The 18,421-nt window shown below is 71.3% G+C and carries 15 protein-coding genes; 11 read left to right on the plus strand and 4 right to left on the minus strand.

The features are described from left to right. Positions 1-28 precede the first annotated feature (28 nt). From NQO67_RS09375 to NQO67_RS09400, 6 genes are all read left to right on the plus strand, one after another. Complete coding sequence (locus NQO67_RS09375) at positions 29-1,213, plus strand: DUF418 domain-containing protein (protein ID WP_255949307.1); 1,185 nt, start codon at positions 29-31, stop codon at positions 1,211-1,213. Between the two features lie 315 nt (positions 1,214-1,528). Continuing rightward, entirely contained in the window at positions 1,529-1,672 is a 144-nt protein-coding gene (locus tag NQO67_RS09380; protein WP_255949670.1) for a hypothetical protein, read from the plus strand. 412 nt (positions 1,673-2,084) lie between these two features. Then, entirely contained in the window at positions 2,085-2,987 is a 903-nt protein-coding gene (locus NQO67_RS09385) for a PhzF family phenazine biosynthesis protein (protein WP_255949309.1), read from the plus strand. Between the two features lie 39 nt (positions 2,988-3,026). Next, the gene (locus NQO67_RS09390) at positions 3,027-3,320 is read left to right on the plus strand and encodes a Dabb family protein (RefSeq protein WP_255949311.1); all 294 of its coding nucleotides are present in this window, start codon (positions 3,027-3,029) and stop codon (positions 3,318-3,320) included. 222 nt (positions 3,321-3,542) lie between these two features. Next, on the plus strand, positions 3,543-4,550 hold the full coding sequence (locus tag NQO67_RS09395; RefSeq protein WP_305125642.1) for an RNA polymerase sigma factor SigF: 1,008 nt from the start codon (positions 3,543-3,545) through the stop codon (positions 4,548-4,550). A gap of 244 nt (positions 4,551-4,794) precedes the next feature. Further along, positions 4,795-5,679 (plus strand): RNA polymerase sigma factor SigF, encoded by an 885-nt coding sequence (locus NQO67_RS09400; protein WP_255949315.1) that lies wholly within the window; start codon positions 4,795-4,797, stop codon positions 5,677-5,679. 598 nt (positions 5,680-6,277) lie between these two features. Here the strand turns inward: NQO67_RS09400 and NQO67_RS09405 are convergent. After that, positions 6,278-6,496 (minus strand): hypothetical protein, encoded by a 219-nt coding sequence (locus tag NQO67_RS09405; RefSeq protein WP_255949317.1) that lies wholly within the window; start codon positions 6,494-6,496, stop codon positions 6,278-6,280. A gap of 187 nt (positions 6,497-6,683) precedes the next feature. Between NQO67_RS09405 and NQO67_RS09410 the strand changes: the two genes are divergently transcribed. From NQO67_RS09410 to NQO67_RS09425, 4 genes are all read left to right on the plus strand, one after another. Next, positions 6,684-7,187: a MarR family winged helix-turn-helix transcriptional regulator gene (locus NQO67_RS09410; RefSeq protein ID WP_255949319.1), complete on the plus strand. Its 504-nt coding sequence runs from the start codon at positions 6,684-6,686 to the stop codon at positions 7,185-7,187. Positions 7,188-7,329: 142 nt separating this feature from the next. Next, positions 7,330-9,897, plus strand: a complete 2,568-nt coding sequence (locus NQO67_RS09415; RefSeq protein ID WP_508493623.1) for an MFS transporter — start codon at positions 7,330-7,332, stop codon at positions 9,895-9,897. Positions 9,898-10,145: 248 nt separating this feature from the next. Then, complete coding sequence (locus tag NQO67_RS09420) at positions 10,146-10,991, plus strand: YceI family protein (protein ID WP_255949322.1); 846 nt, start codon at positions 10,146-10,148, stop codon at positions 10,989-10,991. Between the two features lie 74 nt (positions 10,992-11,065). Then, a complete protein-coding gene (locus NQO67_RS09425) occupies positions 11,066-11,533 on the plus strand; it encodes a PPOX class F420-dependent oxidoreductase (protein ID WP_255949323.1) in 468 nt (155 codons plus the stop codon). A gap of 634 nt (positions 11,534-12,167) precedes the next feature. Here NQO67_RS09425 and NQO67_RS09430 read toward each other — a convergent pair. Further along, positions 12,168-12,944, minus strand: a complete 777-nt coding sequence (locus NQO67_RS09430; protein WP_255949324.1) for a TetR/AcrR family transcriptional regulator — start codon at positions 12,942-12,944, stop codon at positions 12,168-12,170. A gap of 484 nt (positions 12,945-13,428) precedes the next feature. Here NQO67_RS09430 and NQO67_RS09435 point away from each other — a divergent pair, with 484 nt between their 5' ends. Continuing rightward, positions 13,429-14,328, plus strand: coding sequence for an endonuclease/exonuclease/phosphatase family protein (locus tag NQO67_RS09435; protein WP_255949325.1), 900 nt, complete (start codon positions 13,429-13,431; stop codon positions 14,326-14,328). Between the two features lie 141 nt (positions 14,329-14,469). Here NQO67_RS09435 and NQO67_RS09440 read toward each other — a convergent pair whose 3' ends face one another. Both NQO67_RS09440 and NQO67_RS09445 read right to left on the minus strand, forming a co-directional pair. Then, positions 14,470-16,980, minus strand: a complete 2,511-nt coding sequence (locus NQO67_RS09440; protein WP_255949326.1) for an ArnT family glycosyltransferase — start codon at positions 16,978-16,980, stop codon at positions 14,470-14,472. Then, complete coding sequence (locus NQO67_RS09445) at positions 16,977-18,332, minus strand: bifunctional glycosyltransferase family 2/GtrA family protein (RefSeq protein ID WP_255949633.1); 1,356 nt, start codon at positions 18,330-18,332, stop codon at positions 16,977-16,979. The genes NQO67_RS09440 and NQO67_RS09445 overlap by 4 nt, the downstream gene beginning before the upstream one ends. Positions 18,333-18,421 lie beyond the last annotated feature (89 nt).

Raw genomic sequence — 18,421 nt, forward strand, 5'->3', positions numbered from 1 at the left:
ACGCGGCGCCGGCGGCGAGCCTGAATGCATGACCGCTTCCCTGACCACAGCGCCGGCGTCAACGGGGCCCGTACGCCGCGCTGAGCGCGTGCTCGCCCCGGACCTCGCCCGTGGCGCCATGCTGCTCTTCATCGCCCTCGCCAACGCGGCGAACTGCGCCTTTGCCGGCCAGCCCGGTATGGACGGCACACCGCACGGCGCACAGCGCGTCGTCAACTTCCTCATGATCACGTTCATCGACAGCCACGCCTATCCGGTCTTCGCCGTCATGTTCGGTTACGGCCTGGTCCAGATCGCGCGACGCCAGGGCGCGGCCGCGCGCCGGGTGCTGCTACGCCGTAACGCCTGCCTGGTCGGCCTCGGGCTCGTCCACGGGACCTTGCTCTACTTCGGGGACTTCCTCGGTGCCTACGGCATCGTGGGCCTGGTCGCCACCCTGCTACTGCTGCCGCGCGGGGATCGGTTCCACCGCCTCGTGCTGTGGGTGTGGGGCATCCAGATCGTCATGGTGGGCTACTTGGCGGTGACCGCGCTCACCGGCGCCCACCGCGGGCACGCCGTGCTCACGGACACCGCGAACCCGTCGCTGGCCGCCTCGTCCTACGCCCGGTCCGTGCTCGACCGGCTGACGGAATGGCCCGAGCACACCGTGTACGCCCTCGGGTTCATCGTGATCGCCTGGCTGGGCATCTGGGCCGCCCGCCACCAGATCCTGGAGAACCCGGCGGCACACCGCGTGCTGCTGCGCCGGACCGCCGTCGGCTGCCTCGGCCTGGCGTTCGCCGGCGCGCTGCCCTACGCGCTCGTCGCTGCCGGCGTCCTGCACGTCGACGCGGACACCGTCCACGCCCTTGCGTACCTGAACGACGTGAGCGGCGAGTACGGCGGGCCGGGGTACGTGGCCCTGTTCGGGCTGATCGCGCTGCGACTCGGCGCCGCCGGTGGCGGTCGGACGAAGGAGCTCGCGCCGGCGCTCAAGCCGGTGGTCGCGCTCGGCCAGCGCTCCCTGAGTGGCTATCTGCTGCAATCCGTGGCCTGGCTGGTGCTGTTCTCCCCGTGGATGCTGCACCTCGGCGGCACCTACACCGCCGCCGTCGCCGCCGTGTCGGTGTGGCTGCTGTCGCTCGCCGCCGCTCAGGCACTGAGCGTGCGTGACCAGCGCGGCCCGGCGGAGACTTTGCTCCGGCGGATCACCTACCGCGTGACCCGGTGACGGCGCGCCTGGGTGCGGCCGGCCGCCGAAGCCGCTGCGAGCACCTTCGCACTCCGGTCTGACCAGGACGAACAGACCTCGCACAGGGGTGCGGCGCACCTCGCCGACGGTTGCTCCGTCCCGCCGTTCACGGCACGGCGAAGAAGGGCCCGGTCCGTTGGATCGGGCCCTTCGTGATGCGCCGTCACCGTTTCCGTCCTCGTCCGTCAGGCGCAGCCGGGTTACACTCGCCGCCGGGAATCAAGGGACTCGTGTGACACAGCAGGCAGGGGAGGCCACAGCACCGTGCAGCCGAAGAAGATCGCACTCTATGTCGTGATCGTCTTCGTGCTCTATGTGATCATCACGGATCCGAAGAACGCTGCGGACTACGTCCAGATCGGGTTCGAGGGCATATCGAGCGCGGCCAAGTCCATCGGCGACTTCATGACATGGATAGCCGACGGCGCCCACAATTGACCCCAGCCGGCATCCGTCCGGCCGGCCCTGCGCTCGCCACCGCCACCGTCACTGCTCCCGCTCCCGCTCCCGGCACCGTTCCCGTCCATGCCCGCCGCCGGCCTTCGTCGCCGCGGCACGGGCCGAGCCGGTGCCGCACCCGAGCCGCCACGAAGCGCCGCTCTCCTCCCATCCCACCTCACCCCGCCGCCACGTCCTGGGTCACCGCTCCCGGGCGCTCGGGCCGGGTGATGGTCTTACGGGGCAACGGCATGCCGTAGACAACGTTCCCAAGGATTCCTTGGTCATCGGCGCGAGAAGCCTGTGAAGTCGCCGAAGAAGGCGGGCCGGGCCATGGTTCCCCCTGCGATCGACTCCGGTGCGGGCAACGTAGCCTCGAACTGCCCGTAGACGTGCGACGAGAGGAGTCACCATGTCCGACCGAACGCCGTTCTTCCTGGTGGACGTCTTCAGCGATACGCCCCTGAACGGCAATCCGCTGGCCGTGGTCCCCGACGCCGATCGCCTCCCCGAAGAGGTGCTGCCGCGTATCGCACGGGAGTTCAACCAGGCCGAGACGACGTTCCTGCTCCCTCCGACGGTGCCCGGCGCCGACGTCCGGTTGCGCTCGTTCACGGCAGGTGGCGTGGAGGTGTTCGGAGCGGGCCACAACGCGCTGGGAGCCTGGTGGTGGCTGGCCGACAGCGGCCGGCTCGGCACGCTCGCACCCGTCGAGCCGACCCTGCGGCACCAGCAGCTCGGCACCACGGTGCTGCCCGTCACGATCGCCCCCGGGACCGACGGGCGGCTGGACGTGGGCCTGCGCCAGTCACCGCCCGAGTACGGTCACGAGATCACCGACACGGCCACCCTCGCGGCGGCGCTCGGCCTCGACGTCGACGCGCTCGGCGCCGCCGGGCTGCCGGTCGCCCAGACGGTGTCCACCGGCGCGTCCCACCTGATGGTCGCGCTCCGGTCCCCCGAGACCGTCGACGCGGCACGCCCCGACGCCGAGCGGCTGCGGGGCCTGCTGCCCGGCGTCGGCGGCCAAGGGGTGTACCTGTACGCCGTGGCCGGCGACGCGTCGGGGGCCGGCGCGTACACCAGGTTCGTCAACCCCATGGCGGGCATCGTCGAGGACCCCGCCACCGGCAGCGCGGCCGGGCCGCTGGCCTGCCTGCTGCACCGCGCGGGGCTGGCCGGCGACGCGCTCACCATCCGTCAGGGTCAGGCCCTGGGCCGGCCCTCGGACATCCGCGTCACCCTCTCCGACGGCGCCCCCACGGTCACCGGCGGTGCGTGCCTCGCGGCCTCCGGCGAACTGGTGCTGCCGTGAGCACCCCTTCCTCCTCACCCATCCCCCAAAGGAGACACCGTGATCCGCCACCTGGTCCTCTTCAAGCTCAACGACGGCGTCACCCGTGACGATCCACGCGTCGTCGCGGGCGCCGCGGCCTTCCAGGCGCTCGGCGACCTCGTCCCCGAGGTGACGTTCTGGGAGTGCGGCTGGAACGTCTCCGACCGGCCCATCGCCTACGACTTCGCGATCAACTCCGCCGTCGAGGACACCGCGGCGCTCCAGCGCTACCTCGCCCACCCGGACCATCAGGCCGGCGTCGCACTGTGGCGCGAGTTCGCCACGTGGGTGATCGCCGACTACGAGTTCTGAGCCGCCCGCGCCACGAGCCCCGCACCCCGCCGGTGAGGGGCTCGACCGCGTTTTCCCCCTCAACTCACCGCCAACACGGCATTATGCGGTGCTTGCACACAGCGACCGACCCTTGTGATGCTATGACCGCTTTTGCCGGTGAGGTGAACGATTCTCCCCCGGCCGCTCGGCGATCATGCCGCGTCTCAGCCAAAGAGGCGAACGGAGAGAAGGGGTGTGGCCTTGACCGTGCCGGCGCGTACCTCACCCCAGTCCGCCCCCTCCGAGGCGCCCCCCGCCCCCGAAGCCGCCGGCGCCTCCGGCACCCCCACCGTCTCCGCCCGCGCCGACCACACGTACGCCCCGACCACGGACCCCCAACCGGCCACCGACTCCCCACCCGCCCCAGCCACCGACTCCCCACCCGCCCAAGCCACCGACTCCCCACCCGCCCAAGCCGCCGAAGCCCCACCCACTCCACCCAGAGCTCGCGGCGCCGACACCCGCGCCCTCACCCAGGTGCTCTTCGGGCGACTGAAGCACCTCACGCCGGGCACCCCCGAGCACGGCCGTGTCCGTGGCGACCTGATCGAGGCGAACCTGCCGCTGGTCCGGTACGCCGCCGCCCGCTTCCGCAGCCGCAACGAGCCGATGGAGGACGTCGTCCAGGTCGGCACCATCGGCCTGATCAACGCCATCGACCGCTTCGACCCGGACCGTGGCGTGCAGTTCCCGACGTTCGCGATGCCCACCGTCGTCGGCGAGATCAAGCGCTACTTCCGTGACAACGTCCGCACCGTCCACGTACCGCGCCGGCTGCACGAGCTGTGGGTGCAGGTGAACGGCGCGACGGAGGACCTGACCACGGCCTTCGGCCGGTCACCCAGCACCGCCGAGATCGCCGAGCGGCTGCGCATCACGGAGGAGGAGGTGCTGGCCTGCATCGAGGCGGGGCGCTCCTACCACGCCACCTCACTGGAGGCGGCCCAGGAGGGCGACGGGCTACCGGGGCTGCTCGACCGGCTCGGCTACGAGGACCCCGCGCTGGACGGCGTGGAGCACCGGGACCTGGTCCGCCATCTGCTCGTGCAACTACCCGAGCGCGAGCAACGGATCCTCCTGCTGCGCTACTACAACAACCTGACGCAGTCCCAGATCAGTGCCGAGCTGGGCGTCTCGCAGATGCACGTCTCCCGGCTGCTCGCCCGAAGCTTCGCACGGCTCCGATCCGCAAACAGAATCGACGCATAGCTGAAAAGAGTGGACGGCTTCCTGGTTCCTTCCCGACAGGGACCATCAGGGGAGCTGCCCATACCCGCCCTTACCGGCACAGACCTCCCTGCAACTTGTCGACATGTCACTACAGCGTGTTGCCGACATGTGACATTCTGCTGGAACTGCGTTTGGCGAAGCCGCACCTCCGGTATTCAGGTGGAGGCTGCGTTACTCGACGGAGCATCCGGCAGCGTTTCTTCCGCGACCTCAAGGGGGTGGCATGTCCGTAGAACAGGGCAGCTCGAAGGTGCTCACGCTTGGCGCGAGCGAGCCTGAGCCCGCGCTCACGCAGGCGTCCGCGCCCGTACCCGAGCCCGAGGCCCTTCCTGCACCGGCATCGGAAGCCATCGACACCCGCACCCTGTCCCGCTCGCTCTTCCTGCGGCTCGGCGCCCTCGACGAGAACAGCCCGGAGCGCGCCTACGTCCGCGACACCCTGATCGAACTGAACCTCCCGCTGGTCCGCTACGCCGCCGCCCGCTTCCGCAGCCGCAACGAGCCGATGGAGGACATCGTCCAGGTCGGCACGATCGGCCTGATCAAGGCCATCGACCGCTTCGACTGCGAACGAGGCGTGGAGTTCCCGACCTTCGCGATGCCCACCGTGGTCGGCGAGATCAAGCGGTTCTTCCGGGACACCTCGTGGTCGGTCCGGGTCCCGCGCCGGCTCCAGGAGCTGCGCCTCGCCCTCACCAAGGCGAGCGACGAGCTCTCCCAGCGCCTCGACCGCTCCCCGACCGTGCCCGAACTCGCCACGGCCCTCGGCGTCTCCGAGGAGGACGTGGTCGACGGCCTCGCGGTCGGCAACGCCTACACCGCCTCCTCGCTGGACTCTCCCGCACCCGAGGACGACGGCGGCGAAGGCTCCCTCGCCGACCGGCTGGGCTACGAGGACACCGCCCTGGAAGGCGTCGAGTACCGCGAGTCGCTCAAGCCGCTGCTGGCGAAGCTGCCGTCCCGCGAGCGCCGCATCATCATGCTCCGCTTCTTCGCGAACATGACGCAGTCCCAGATCGGCGAGGAGGTCGGCATCTCCCAGATGCACGTCTCCCGCCTGCTCACGCGCACGCTGGCGCAGCTTCGGGAGGGCCTGATCTCCGACTGACCCGAACCACCGGCCGAACGTTTCCGACGTTCGGCCGTCGGACTGCCATCCGCCCCGGAGACCTGATGCTCCGGGGCGGACGCGTTGCGTCACCCGGGTGCCCCGGATGCCGGTGCATCGTCGGTGCCGGCTTCCGTAGGGGGCGCGGGGCCGTGACATTCTGCGGCTCCGCCGCGTGGGCGCGCCCAGGCTCGTGGGCGCACCCAGTCCCGACGCGACCCTGCTGCGGGTCGCCACCGGCCGAAAGGGGGCTGTGTCTGTCGCATCCGGACCACCGGCCCGGCGGCCGGTTGCTCGCGCCCACGCGGCGGAGCCGCAGATCGATACAGTCCCGCGCCCCTTCAGTGGTGCGCGTACGTCGCAGGGCACCCCGGCTTTCTTAGGGGCGCGGGGAACTGCGCGACCAGCCCCGACGAGACCGTCGGATCGCCACCGACCCAAACGGGCCATCTCCGTCGCATCCGGACGGACCACCCGCCCGGCGGCCGGCCGCTCACGCCCACGCGGCGGCACCACAGCGGAGCGACCCCGCTCCGGAGCCTCCGGGGCCTCCGGGGCCACCCCGGATCACCCACGCCCGAGGAAAAGGCCCGCCCGGCTAGCCCAGAGCGAGCCAGGCGACCGCCGCGACGACGACGATCACCGCCACCACGCCGAGGATCACGCCGATGCGCGGTCCTCCGGAGCGGGCGGGCGCGGCCGTCGGCTGGGCGCCCCTCGGTGCTCCTTCGTCGACGAAGGCGCGGAACATCTGGGTGCTGCCGGCGGGGTCGTGGTTGCCCTCGGGGCCCTGCGGGGCTTGGGGGTTGTGTGCCATGGGCCAGGACCCTAGCGAAGTCGACCATCCGTCCCACAGGTCACCCCCACCCCGTGGAGCCACATGTTTGCCAGGCCCTATACACCCTTTTACCGATTCTTGGACTATAGGACCACCATATCGTTTGCCTGTGGCAACCAAATATCTTACGGTTGCCTTGAGCAACAAATGATCCCCAGGAGGTGCCATGGCCGGTCGCCGCCAGTACGAGGAGCTGGCGCAGCAGCTGAGCGCGATCGGTGCCGTGAAACGGGGACTGGCAAGGATGCTGCCGCCGGACTGCCCGTCCGGCGCGGTCGCCGTGCTCGCGCTGCTCGATCGACACGGTGCGATGCGGATGGGCCGGCTCGCCGAGCTGCTCGCCGTGGACATGTCGGTCACCAGTCGCCATGTGACGCACTGCGCGGACCGCGGCTGGATCAGCCGGTCGCCGGATCCCGACGACCGGCGTTCCCGCATCCTCACCCTCACCGTCGAGGGGACCGAGAGGCTCGCCGAGCTCTCCGATCGTTATGTGCGAGCCCTCGCCAGATGTCTGGCGGACTGGTCGGACGACGATGTAGACCAGCTGAACAGTCAACTCGCCCGACTCCGCGTCAGTTTCGACGACTCCCACCACCCGGCACCGGACCCCGCGAACCCCCCGGACCGCCTCCCGGAGCCACAGCACACCGCCGCCGCGCCGCAGTGACCTCGCGCGTGCAGGACCGGCCCGTACACCCCCACCAGAACGCATGACTACGCACCAGAAAAGGACGCCCATGGCAACGACCACACCATCCGGTGTGCGGGGCAGCCATGCCAAGCACGGAGGTGCGCCCGACGGCGCACAGATGACACACCGGCAGATCATGGAGGCACTGACCGGTGTGCTGCTCGGCATGTTCGTCGCGATCCTGTCGTCGACGATCGTCTCCAACGCTCTGCCCCGCATCATCAGTGACCTGGGTGGCGGCGAGAGCGCCTACACCTGGGTCGTGACCGCGTCGCTGCTGGCGATGACGGCGACCACGCCGCTCTGGGGCAAGCTCGCCGACCTGTTCTCGAAGAAGCTGCTGATACAGATAGCCCTGACCCTGTTCATCGCAGGCTCCGTGGTGGCGGGGCTCTCCCAGAACCCGGGCATGCTGATCGCCTGCCGTGTGGTGCAGGGCCTCGGTGGTGGCGGTCTGTCCGCCCTCGCGCAGATCGTGATGGCCGCGATGATCTCGCCCCGCGAGCGCGGGCGCTACAGCGGCTACCTGGGGGCCACGTTCGCCGTGGCCACCGTCGGCGGCCCGCTGCTCGGCGGCGTCATCACCGACACCGACTGGCTGGGCTGGCGCTGGTGTTTCTACGTGGGCGTGCCCTTCGCCATCGTCGCCATCATCGTGCTCCAGAGGACGCTGAAGCTGCCCGTCGTGAAGCGGGACGTCAAGGTCGACTGGGGCGGCGCGTTCTTCATCACCACCGCGGTCTGCCTGCTGCTGCTCTGGGTCACCTTCGCGGGCAAGAACTACGACTGGGCCTCCTGGCAGACCTACAGCATGGTCGGCGGCGCCGTCGCGCTGATCCTGCTCTTCCTGCTGGTCGAGAGCAAGGCCAGGAACCCGATCATCCCGCTGCGGCTCTTCCGCAACCGCACCATCGCGCTCACCTCGGTCGGCTCGCTCTTCGTCGGTGTGGCGATGTTCGTCGGCACCATCTTCTTCAGCCAGTTCTTCCAGCTGGCGCGCGGTGAGACGCCGACCATGTCCGGTGTGCTGACCATCCCGATGATCGGTGGGCTCTTCGTGGCCTCCACCGTCTCCGGGCAGATCATCACCAAGACCGGCAAGTGGAAGATGTGGCTGGTCGCGGGCATGGTCTTCCTCACCGCCGGGCTCGGCCTGCTGAGCACCATGCGCTACGACACCCCGTACTGGCACATCGCGATCTTCATGGCGCTGATGGGTCTCGGCATCGGTATGAGCATGCAGAACCTGGTGCTCGCCGTGCAGAACCAGGTGTCGCTCGCCGACCTCGGTTCCGCCAGCTCCACCGTGACGTTCTTCCGTTCCCTCGGTGGCACGATCGGCGTCTCGGCGCTCGGCGCGTTCATGGCGACCCGTATCACCCACTACATGAAGGACGGTCTCGCCGCCCTTGGCCCGAAGGGTGCCGCGCTGGCGGCCTCCGGCGGATCGGGCAGCGACCAGATCCCCGACCTGAGCAAGCTGCCCGAGCCGCTCCGCACGATCATGCAGAGCTCCTACGGGCACGGCATCGCGGACATCTTCCTGTTGGCCGCTCCGCTCGCGGCCCTCGCCTTTATCATCGTGCTGTTCATCAAAGAGGTCCCGTTGCGTACCACCGGCGCGCTCGCCCAGGAGGCTGAGAACCAGATGAACGAGAACGAAGCCGCCGCCGAAGCCGCGCACGCCGGAATGCCGCTCGCCGAGCCGGCCGAGGCCACCCAGCCGATGGAGCCGGTCGCCGCCTCCGAGGAGCTGTCCGAGGGACTTTCCGAGGGGCTGCCCGACCTGCCGCGCCGCGAGCGGGTGCCCAGCTGGGCCGGGGTCCCGGCAGCCGACGCCGACCCCTACGGCCGGCAGCAGCTGGCCGCCACCGCCACCGCCGCCACGATGAACGGCTCGGGCGGACTGGCCGACGGCGGCACCGGCGGCAGCGACATCCACGGCTTCGTGCGCAGCGCGGAGGGCAAGCCGGTGGCCCGGGCGGCGGTGACCCTGATCTCGCCGGCCGGCCGCCAGCTGGGCCGTGCGATGGCCCACATCGACGGCGGCTACCAGGTGGGCGTGCCCGGCGCGGGCTCGTACGTCCTGATCGCCTCCGCCGACGGCTACCAGCCGCAGGCGTCCACGGTCGTCGTCAGCGACCAGCCGGTCGCGTTCGACATCCTGCTCAGCGGCACCAGCGGGCTCAGCGGCGTGGTGCAGCGCGCCGAGACCGGTGAGCCGGTGCCCGGCGCCGTGGTGATCGTGACCGACGCCAGGGGCGATGTGCTGGCCACCGGGAGCACCGGGCCGCAGGGCGACTTCGGCTTCGCCGAGCTGGTGCCCGGCGCGGTGACCGTCGCGGTCAACGCCCCCGACCGCCGCCCGATCGCCCTGCCCGTGGAGATCAGCGGCAACGGCATCACCCGCATCGAGATCCCGCTCAGCTCCGGATCCGGCGTGAGCGGTGTCGTGCGGGCCCAGGGAGCGCCCCTGAACGACGCGCGGGTCACCCTCGTGGACGCCGCCGGCAACGTGGCGGCCACGGCCACCACCGGCGCGGACGGCGCGTACGCGTTCGCCGACCTGGACGACGGGGAGTACACCGTGATCGCCACGGGGTACCCGCCCCAGGCGTCCGGGCTCTGGGTGAGCGGCCGCGGCGTCGAGAACCACGACGTGGAACTCTCGCATCCGGAGGACTGACGGCTCCTCGGGGCCTTACCTTGGCCCCGAAAGTCCACGGTGCGGTGTCGATGGCCGCGAGCGTCCGACCGGGCCGGCCTGCCTATGCGGAAGGCGGGTCGGCCGAGGGTCGGGCGGTTCGAGGGCATCGGCACACCGTGCGCCGTGGACCGTGCCCACCACCCTCCGCCCCGGCCCACCGGCGTTCGTCGGCGGCCGCCCCACCGGGCATCCACGAGCAAGACCCGAAGTAAGAGGAGAAGTACGAAATGGCGTTGAGTGCGCGAGTTCGTACGCGCGACGGTTGGGCCGTGTCACACGCGGTCGTCACCCTGACCGACATGACCGGCACCCAGATCCTGCGTGTCGAGGCCGACGACGACGGCCATGTGCGCGATGAGACCCCCCTCGTCCCCGGCTGGTACACGGTGATCGTCACCGCCGCCGGCTACGTTCCCAGCGCCTCCACCGCGATCGTCTCGGCCGGTGGCCGCGCCGAGGTCGGCCAGGTCGTGCTCGCGCGGCACGGCACGACGGAGCTGCCGGCGCCCGGTGTGTGGACCATCGACCCGGCGCATTCCTCCGTCGTCTTCACCGTCCAGCACCTGGGCATGTCCAGCGTGCACGGCCGGTTCAAGGAGTTCCGGGGCAGGATCGAGATCGCCGAGTACGGCGAGGACGCCCCGAACCCCGAGAAGATCGAGAAGTCCAGCGTCGGGGCGGTCATCGAGACGGCCTCCGTCGACACCGGCAACCCCAACCGCGACGAGCACCTGCGCTCGCCGGACTTCATGGACGTCAAGCGCTTCCCGGAGCTCACCTACCAGTCCACGGGCCTCAGCCCCGCCGGCCCCGACCGCTGGACGGTGCACGGCGAACTGGGCCTGCACGGCTACGTGCGCTCCGTCGACCTGGACCTGACCTACCTGGGCACCAACCCCGACCCGTGGGGCGGCATCCGCGCCGCGTTCCGGGCCACCACGGAACTGCACCGCGAGGACTTCGCGATCGACTACAACCAGTTCCTCAAGAAGGGCCTGGGCATGATCGGCACGACGCTCCAGGTGGAGCTGAACGTCCAGGCGGTCGAGGGCGATCAGCTGCCCAGCGCGTGACGTACGGCGCCCACGCGACGCCGCGCCCGCGCGAGGTCGGGCCGCGGCTCGAGCGCGGGCGTAGGCTGCCGAGCATGGCACCGAACATCGCAACGAACACCAAAGTGTCGCTGGAGGACCTGCTCGACTTCGTCCGCCCGCGACACCGGGCGATCCTGCTCACGCGGCGGGCCGACGGCTCGCCGCAGGCGTCCCCGCTGACGTGCGGCGTCGATGACGCGGGCCGCATCGTCGTCTCGACCTATCCGGAACGCGCCAAGACGCGCAACGCCAAGCGGGACACGAACGTCAGCGTGGTGGTCCTCAGCGACGAGTGGAACGGGCCGTGGGTGCAGGTGGACGGGACGGCGGAGGTCCTGGACACGCCGGAGTCCATCGAGCCGCTCGTGGAGTACTACCGGAACATCGCCGGGGAGCACCCCGACTGGGACGAGTATCGCGAAGCGATGCGCACGCAGGGGAAGTCGCTGATTCGGGTTACTCCCACGCGGTGGGGGCCGGTGGCGACCGGGGGGTTCCCCGCGCGTCTTTCGAATCAGTGACCTAGGCGCCCACACCGGCCTTCTTGGCGCCGAAGGCGCCTGACAAGGGGCGCGGGACTGTATCGATGTGCGGCTCCGCCGCGCGGGCGCGAGCAACCCACCGCCGGGCCGGTGGTCCGAACACGACAGAAACAGCCCCTTTGGGTCGGTGACGACCTGACGGTCTCGTCGGGGCTGGTCGCGCAGTTCCCCGCGCCCCTAAGAAGCGGGGGCGCCCTGCGTCGGACGCGGACCACCAAAGGGGCGCGGGACTGTATCGATGTGCGGCTCCGCCACGCGGGCGCGAGCAACCCACCGCCGGGCCGGTGGTCCGAACACGACAGAAACAGCCCCTTTGGGTCGGTGACGACCTGACGGTCTCGTCGGGGCTGGTCGCGCAGTTCCCCGCGCCCCTAAGGAAGCGGGGGCGCCCTGCGTCGGACGCGGACCACCAAAGGGGCGCGGGACTGTATCGATGTGCGGCTCCGCCGCGCGGGCGCGAGCAACCACCCACCGGCCGGTGGTCCGGACACGACAGAAACAACCCCCTTCGGACGGCGACGACCCGACCGTCTCGTCGGAGCCGGTCGCGCAGTTCCCCGCGCCCCCAGGTGGGTGTGGTCACCCTTGACCACAAGAGCAACCCGGTGTCGGCCTACGCGCGAGCGACCATCGCCTCGATGCCTGCCACCAGCAGATCCAGCGCGAACAGGAACTCCCGTTCGCGCATCGCCTCCACCGACTCGCCGCTTCCCCAGGCCGCCCCGGCGACCCCGGTGGACTCCCGGAGGGCCTGGGCCACCTCGGGTGTGGCCCGGATGGTGTTCACCGCCTCCTGGAAGTACGCGTCCTGCGCCATCCCGGCCTGCTCGCACCGCTGGATGAAGTGGCCCTCGATGGTGCCGAAGCCGTACACGAACTGGAAGACCGCCGAGATCGCGCCGGCCTGCTCGTGCTGCGGCAACCCGGTGCCGCCGACGGCGCGCCGGAGGGCGCGTGCGAGGTTCATGGCGTGCGGGCCGATGTTCAGGAAGGTGCCCGCGAGGGAGGACATCCAGGGGTGGCGCACCAGCAGCGCCCGGTATTCGAAGGCCAGCAGCCGCAACTGCGCACGCCAGTCGTCGGCGGAGTCGTCGGGCGGTAGCGCCAGCTCGCCCAGGGCCGCGTCGAGGGCCAGTTCGAGCAGGTCGTCCTTGGTGTCCACGTACCAGTAGACGGACATGGCCGTGACGTCCAGCTCTCCGGCGAGCCTGCGCATGGAGAACCGGGGGAGGCCTTCGGCATCCAGCAGCCGCACGGTGGCCTCGGTGATGCGTTCCCGGTCAAGGCCACTGGGCTGTTCGGACCGGCGGGCCACACTGCCGCGCGAGGCCTTGCCATGCAGCCAGACGCTGACCCGCGGATGCTCCGTGTGGTCGGCTGCCCTCGCCATTGCCACCCCTTCCGACGTCCCACGCGCCTCGTCGCACCGGACGATTCCGGCCTTGCCTCTCTCGATGCTATGCGGGTGCGACGCAGTTTCCGTTACAGGGGAACCGAGTTCCGCAGTGCGGGATTCCGCTGTCGCGGCGCCCCGATGCCAGGTACGTCCCTGATCATCCGCTTACTCAAACGCTGCACGTCACGCCCGGTATTCGGTGAATCGCCGGCGTGTGGGGCGAGGCTGACCAGCCGTCATCCTCCGCTCCCTTCGGCAGGGCGTCCGGCTCCTGCGGCCGGCTGTCGAGACGGCATGAAAGCGGGACGTCATACGGTGTACAACTCGATTTCAGCCGGTAGCGTTCTCCGCGCATGAACCATGAACCTGCCAATCGGCGGGTTCCTGCTCGAACCCGTTGGTCTCAAGAACGGTCTCAAGAGCGATCTCACGAGTGCGACACGGACCCGCTGGGTCCCTCGGCGATGGGGTGGGTGTTATGGCACGGCACAGACGCGGGGTGAAGTGGCTGCTGGCGGCGGCAACGGTGCTGGCAGCGGTGGCCACGGCGCCCGGCACGGCACAGGCGGCCCCGGGCGGCGTTCCCCTGCGGGTCGCCACGTACAACATCCATGCCGGCGCCGGCATGGACAACGTCTTCGACCTCGACCGCCAGACCGACGCGCTCCGTGCGATGCACGCCGACGTCATCGGTCTTGAAGAGGTCGACGTGCACTGGGACACCCGCAGCGAGTGGCGCGATCTCGCCACCGAGCTGTCCCAGCGGTTGCACATGTACGTCTACTTCGCCCCGATCTACGATCTCGACCCACCGTCCGAGGGCGCACCGCGCCGGCAGTACGGCGTGGCGATCCTGTCCCGGTACCGGTTCGAGTCGACCGAGAACCACGATCTGACCCGGCTCTCCACGCAGGACCCCGACCCGGTCCCGGCGCCCGCGCCGGGCTTCCCCGAAGCCGTCATCCGCGTCCAGGGCATGCCGGTGCACGTGTACGAGACGCATCTGGACTACCGGGCCGACCCGGCGGTGCGTGAGATGCAGGTGGCCGACACGCGGCGGATCATGGCCGAGGACTGTGCCGGGACGGCGGGCACGGGCGCCGGCCACTGCCCCCGCCAGCTGCTGCTCGGCGACTTCAACGCGCCCCACGACGCCCCCGAACTGGCCCCCCTCTGGCAGGGCCTCCAGGACGCCGGGCCAGGCCCCGAAGCGGGCGCCGCCGGGTACACCTACCCGGCGCAGAACCCGGAGCAGCGGATCGACTTCGTCACCGCGTCCCGGGACCACGTGCGGGTGCACGAGGTGACGGTGCCGGACACGCTCGCCTCCGACCACCGGCCCGTGGTGGCCGATCTGACGCTGGAACGGGGGCGGTAGGCCGCACGGCGACGGGCGTTTCCCGCACAGGCGTCGTGCGCGGACGACGACGTGCCGGGCCGGTCCGAAGACCTGCCCGGCACGCCATGCCATACCGTCCGGGAACGCTCCGTTCCGACGTTACGAGGACGCCTTGGTCGCCTAGGACGACTTGGTCGTCAGGTCGTAGAACGTCGCGTCGCCCACGGTGACCTTCTTGAAGGTCTTCTGCACCCAGGAGCTGATCTCCGACGAGACGTTGCTGCCGCCCCGGCTGGAGCCGCCCATGCCGCCGGCCGTCCCGCCGGCCGTCTCGCCGCCTCCCGGGCCACCGCCCATGCCGCCCATGCCGCCGGCGATGAAGTAGTGGATCCGGCCGTCCGCCACGTACTTCTTGAACTGGCTGAGGGTCGGGGACGGGTCGCTGCCGTTGAAGCCGCCGATCGCCATGACGGAGTGGTCGGTGGCCAGCTGGTAGCTGGCCGCGTTCTGGGAGCCGGTGGCCGCGGCGACCCAGGTGTACTTGCCGGCGTCCTTCTCCAGCAGCTTCTTGGCGGAGGCGGAGACATCGGCCCCGTCGAGCAGTCCGCCCATGCCGCCACCACCGCCACGCTTACCGCCAGTGCCGCCGCCGGCCTGCCCGCCGGCGCCGGGGAAGCCGCCCGGGAACTGGCCGTTTCCGCCGCCCGTGCCGCCCGTGCCGCCCGTGCCGCCTTGGCCTTGGCCCTGCTGGCCACCCTGGCCGGGCATCTGACCCTGACCCGGCAGCTGGCCCTGGCCCTTGCCCTGACCGCCGGTTCCGTTCCAGCCCGCGCCGGTCGGACCGTTGCCCTGCGCGCCGCCGGGGCCGCCGGCCTGCCCGCCACCGGGGAAGCCGCCGCCCGGCCACTCGCCGTGCCGTCCGCCGCCGGGCCCGCCCATCATGCTGGCGCCGGCCGGGCCGGCCGTGACGATGGAGCCGCTGTGACCGGTGTTCACCGTGGTGAGGCTGTACGCCGTCGGGCCCGCGAGGCAGGCCGCCACGCCGACGCCCGCGGCGATCACGACCGCCCGCCGGATGCCGCGGCCGACGCCGGTACCGGCACCGCCTCCGGCACCGGCACCGGCACCTTCGCCGTAGTCGGCGCCCGGCGCCACGGGCGCCGACCACCCAGGCGCGCCGGCCTCGGCGGCCACCACGGTGGTGCCGCCGTGCCGTGCGCGCGCCGCGGTCGTGCGCTCCGTCGCCCAGCCGGCCGCCAGGCCCACGGCGGCCAGCAGGCCGCCGACCAGCACGGTCCAGCGCAGCCAGGGGAGGTAGTCCGGCGTACGGCCCAGCAGCACGTACGACCACCAGCCGGTCACCGCGACCGTGCCGGCCAGCGCGAGGTACGGCCAGCGGCGGGACCGCTGCTCCCACAGCGCCGTCGCGCCCATGCCGACGAGCGCCGCGATGTAGGGGGCCAGGGCCACCGTGTAGTACTGGTGGAAGATCCCGGCCATGAAGCTGAAGACGCCACCGGTCATGAGCAGCGCGCCGCCCCAGGCGAGGAAGGCCGCGCGCATCGCGTCATCCCCCACTGCCCTAAGGGCGTGGGAGGTGCGCCCAGCCGCCCGCCAGGTCAGCAGCAGGCCGGCGACCAGCAGGATCAGCGCGGCCGGCAGCAGCCAGGAGATCTGGCTGCCGATCTCCGCGTTGAACATCCGGCCGATGCCGCTCTCGCCCCACATGCCGCCGCCACCGCCCGGGCCGCCGCCCCCGCCGACGCTGCCGGTCTCGTTGCCGTTGAGCCGGCCGAAGCCGTTGTAGCCGAACGTCAGTTCCAGGAACGAGTTGTGCTGCGAGCCGCCGATGTACGGGCGGGACGAGGCCGGCCACAGTTCGACGATGGCGACCCACCAGCCGCCGGCCACCACCATGGCGAGGCCCGCCAGCGCCAGCTGCCCGAACCGCCGGCGCGGCCGCACCGGGGCGCAGACGGCATAGAGCAGCGCCAGCGGCGGCAGGATCAGGAAGGCCTGGAGGGTCTTGACGAGGAACGCGAAGCCGACCGCGACACCGGCCCAGACCAGCCACTTCGAGCGGCCGTCCGCCAGTGCGCGCAGCACCAGGTAGACCGTGACGGTCATGAGGAGGGCGAGCAGCGCGTCCGGGTTGTTGAAGCGGAACATCAGCGCCGCCACCGGCGTCAGCGCGAACGCCACCACCGTGAGCAGCCCCGCCGTCGCGCTGAACCGGCGCCGCACGGCCGCGTAGAGCACGGCCGCGGTGGCCACCGCCATCAGCGCCTGCGGGAACAGGATCTGCCAGGAGCCGAGCCCGAACAGCCGCACCGACAGCGCCATCGGCCACAGCGCGGCCGGCGGCTTGTCGACGGTGATGGCGTTACCGGCGTCCAGGGAGCCGAAGAAGAACGCCTTCCAGCTGTGGCTGCCGGCCTGGGCGGCGGCCGAGTAGAAGGAGTTGGCGTAACCGGACGCGCTCAGGTCCCAGAGGTAGAGCAGGCCGGTGACCAGGAGCGCGAGGAGGAAGACCGGCCGTGCCCAGGCCGCGTCCTCGGGCCTGCCGCGCCACAACCGGCCGAAGGCCCCCTGGACGGCATTACCGGGCGCCGGGCGCGCCGCGTGCTCCCCCGCTGCCGGCGTGGCATGGGAGATGCCCCCGGAGTCGTGGGCGTCAGGGAAGGTCGTCATCGTGCGGTCCTCGGATCGGGGTCGGAAGGGAGGGGGGAAGGAAGGGCGGAAGAACGGGCGGGATCAGCGTGGGGGGCGTCGGGGACACCGGCGCTGGTGGGGGCTGGGAGCGGGTCGCGGCGCTCGGCGAAGACCCAGGCCCGCAGCAGCAGGAAGCGCAGCACCGTGGCCGCGAGGTTGGCGGCGATCAGCACCGCGAGCTCGGTGGAGTGCGGGGCGTCGGCGCGCGCCGCGTGCAGCGCCGCGAGCGACCCGCTGGTCAGCACCAGTCCGATGCCGAACACCACGAGCCCCTGCGCCTGGTGGCGCAACGCACGCTCACGCCCGCGTACGCCGAAGGTGAGCCGCCGGTTGGCCGCCGTGTTGGCGAAGGCCGAGACCAGCAGCGCGAGGGCGTTGGCGACCTGGGCCCCGGAGAAGGTCCGGAAACCGGAGTAGAGCAGCAGGTAGAACAGCGTGGACAGCACGCCGACCACGACGAAGCCGACGACCTGGCGGGTCAGCCCGCGCGCCGCACCGTCCAGCACACGATCGCGCGGATCGTCGCCGAACGGGCGCCCGAGCCGGTCCAGCGGCAGCGCACCGACCGCGAGCGCCCGCCCGACCCGCCACACGCCTTTCAGGTCCTCGACGGCGGTCCGCACCACGTGCACCGTCGAGTCGGGGTCGTCGACCCAGTCGACCGGCACCTCGTGGATGCGCAGCCCGGCGCGCTCGGCGAGCACCAGCATCTCGGTGTCGAAGAACCACCCGCTGTCCTCCACCAGCGGCAGCAGCGCCTGCGCCACGTCCCCCCGGATCGCCTTGAAGCCGCACTGGGCGTCGGAGAAGCGGGCGGCCAGCGAGCCGCGCAGGATCAGGTTGTAGGCCCGGCTGATGATCTCGCGCCGCGGCCCGCGCACCACCCGCGAGCTGCGCGTCAGCCGCGATCCTATGGCCAGGTCGGAGTGGCCGGAGATGAGCGGCGCGACCAGCGGCAGCAGGGCGTTGAGGTCGGTGGACAGGTCCACGTCCATGTACGCGAGGACCGGTGCGTCGGACGCCGACCACACCGTGCGCAGTGCACGGCCCCGGCCCTTCTGCTCCAGCCGGACGCTGCGCACCTGCGGCAGCTCCGTCGCGAGCCGGGCCGCGACCTGCGGGGTGGTGTCGGTGGACGCGTTGTCCGCGATCGTGATGGCGAAGGGGTACGGGAAGGTGCGGATCAGGTGGTCGTACAGCCGCCGGACACAGGGTTCGAGGTCCCGCTCCTCGTTGTAGACGGGAATCACCACGTCCAGCACCGGCACGCCGGACCTGCCCGACGCGTCCAGGGCACCGGCCGGCAGGTGCATCCGTGCCGGCAGGTGCATGCGAGCCGGCAGGGCACCACCGCGGGCGCGGGGGGCGGCCACTGAAGGAGATCCGGCCACCCCGCAGGATCCCGTCGCCTCGGAAGATT

The organism is Streptomyces odontomachi (genome assembly GCF_024435355.1).
Classification (GTDB): domain Bacteria; phylum Actinomycetota; class Actinomycetes; order Streptomycetales; family Streptomycetaceae; genus Streptomyces; species Streptomyces odontomachi.

Bases quoted from the DNA above. Each gene is read 5' to 3' on its own strand.
- NQO67_RS09375 (WP_255949307.1), top strand. From the start codon at position 29: ATGACCGCTTCCCTGACCACAGCGCCGGCGTCAACGGGGCCCGTACGC.
- NQO67_RS09385 (WP_255949309.1), top strand. From the start codon at position 2,085: ATGTCCGACCGAACGCCGTTCTTCCTGGTGGACGTCTTCAGCGATACG.
- NQO67_RS09400 (WP_255949315.1), top strand. From the start codon at position 4,795: ATGTCCGTAGAACAGGGCAGCTCGAAGGTGCTCACGCTTGGCGCGAGC.
- NQO67_RS09420 (WP_255949322.1), top strand. From the start codon at position 10,146: ATGGCGTTGAGTGCGCGAGTTCGTACGCGCGACGGTTGGGCCGTGTCA.
- NQO67_RS09410 (WP_255949319.1), top strand. From the start codon at position 6,684: ATGGCCGGTCGCCGCCAGTACGAGGAGCTGGCGCAGCAGCTGAGCGCG.
- NQO67_RS09430 (WP_255949324.1), bottom strand. From the start codon at position 12,944: ATGGCGAGGGCAGCCGACCACACGGAGCATCCGCGGGTCAGCGTCTGG.
- NQO67_RS09440 (WP_255949326.1), bottom strand. From the start codon at position 16,980: ATGACGACCTTCCCTGACGCCCACGACTCCGGGGGCATCTCCCATGCC.
- NQO67_RS09425 (WP_255949323.1), top strand. From the start codon at position 11,066: ATGGCACCGAACATCGCAACGAACACCAAAGTGTCGCTGGAGGACCTG.
- NQO67_RS09415 (WP_508493623.1), top strand. From the start codon at position 7,330: ATGACACACCGGCAGATCATGGAGGCACTGACCGGTGTGCTGCTCGGC.
- NQO67_RS09435 (WP_255949325.1), top strand. From the start codon at position 13,429: ATGGCACGGCACAGACGCGGGGTGAAGTGGCTGCTGGCGGCGGCAACG.
- NQO67_RS09405 (WP_255949317.1), bottom strand. From the start codon at position 6,496: ATGGCACACAACCCCCAAGCCCCGCAGGGCCCCGAGGGCAACCACGAC.
- NQO67_RS09445 (WP_255949633.1), bottom strand. From the start codon at position 18,332: ATGCACCTGCCGGCACGGATGCACCTGCCGGCCGGTGCCCTGGACGCG.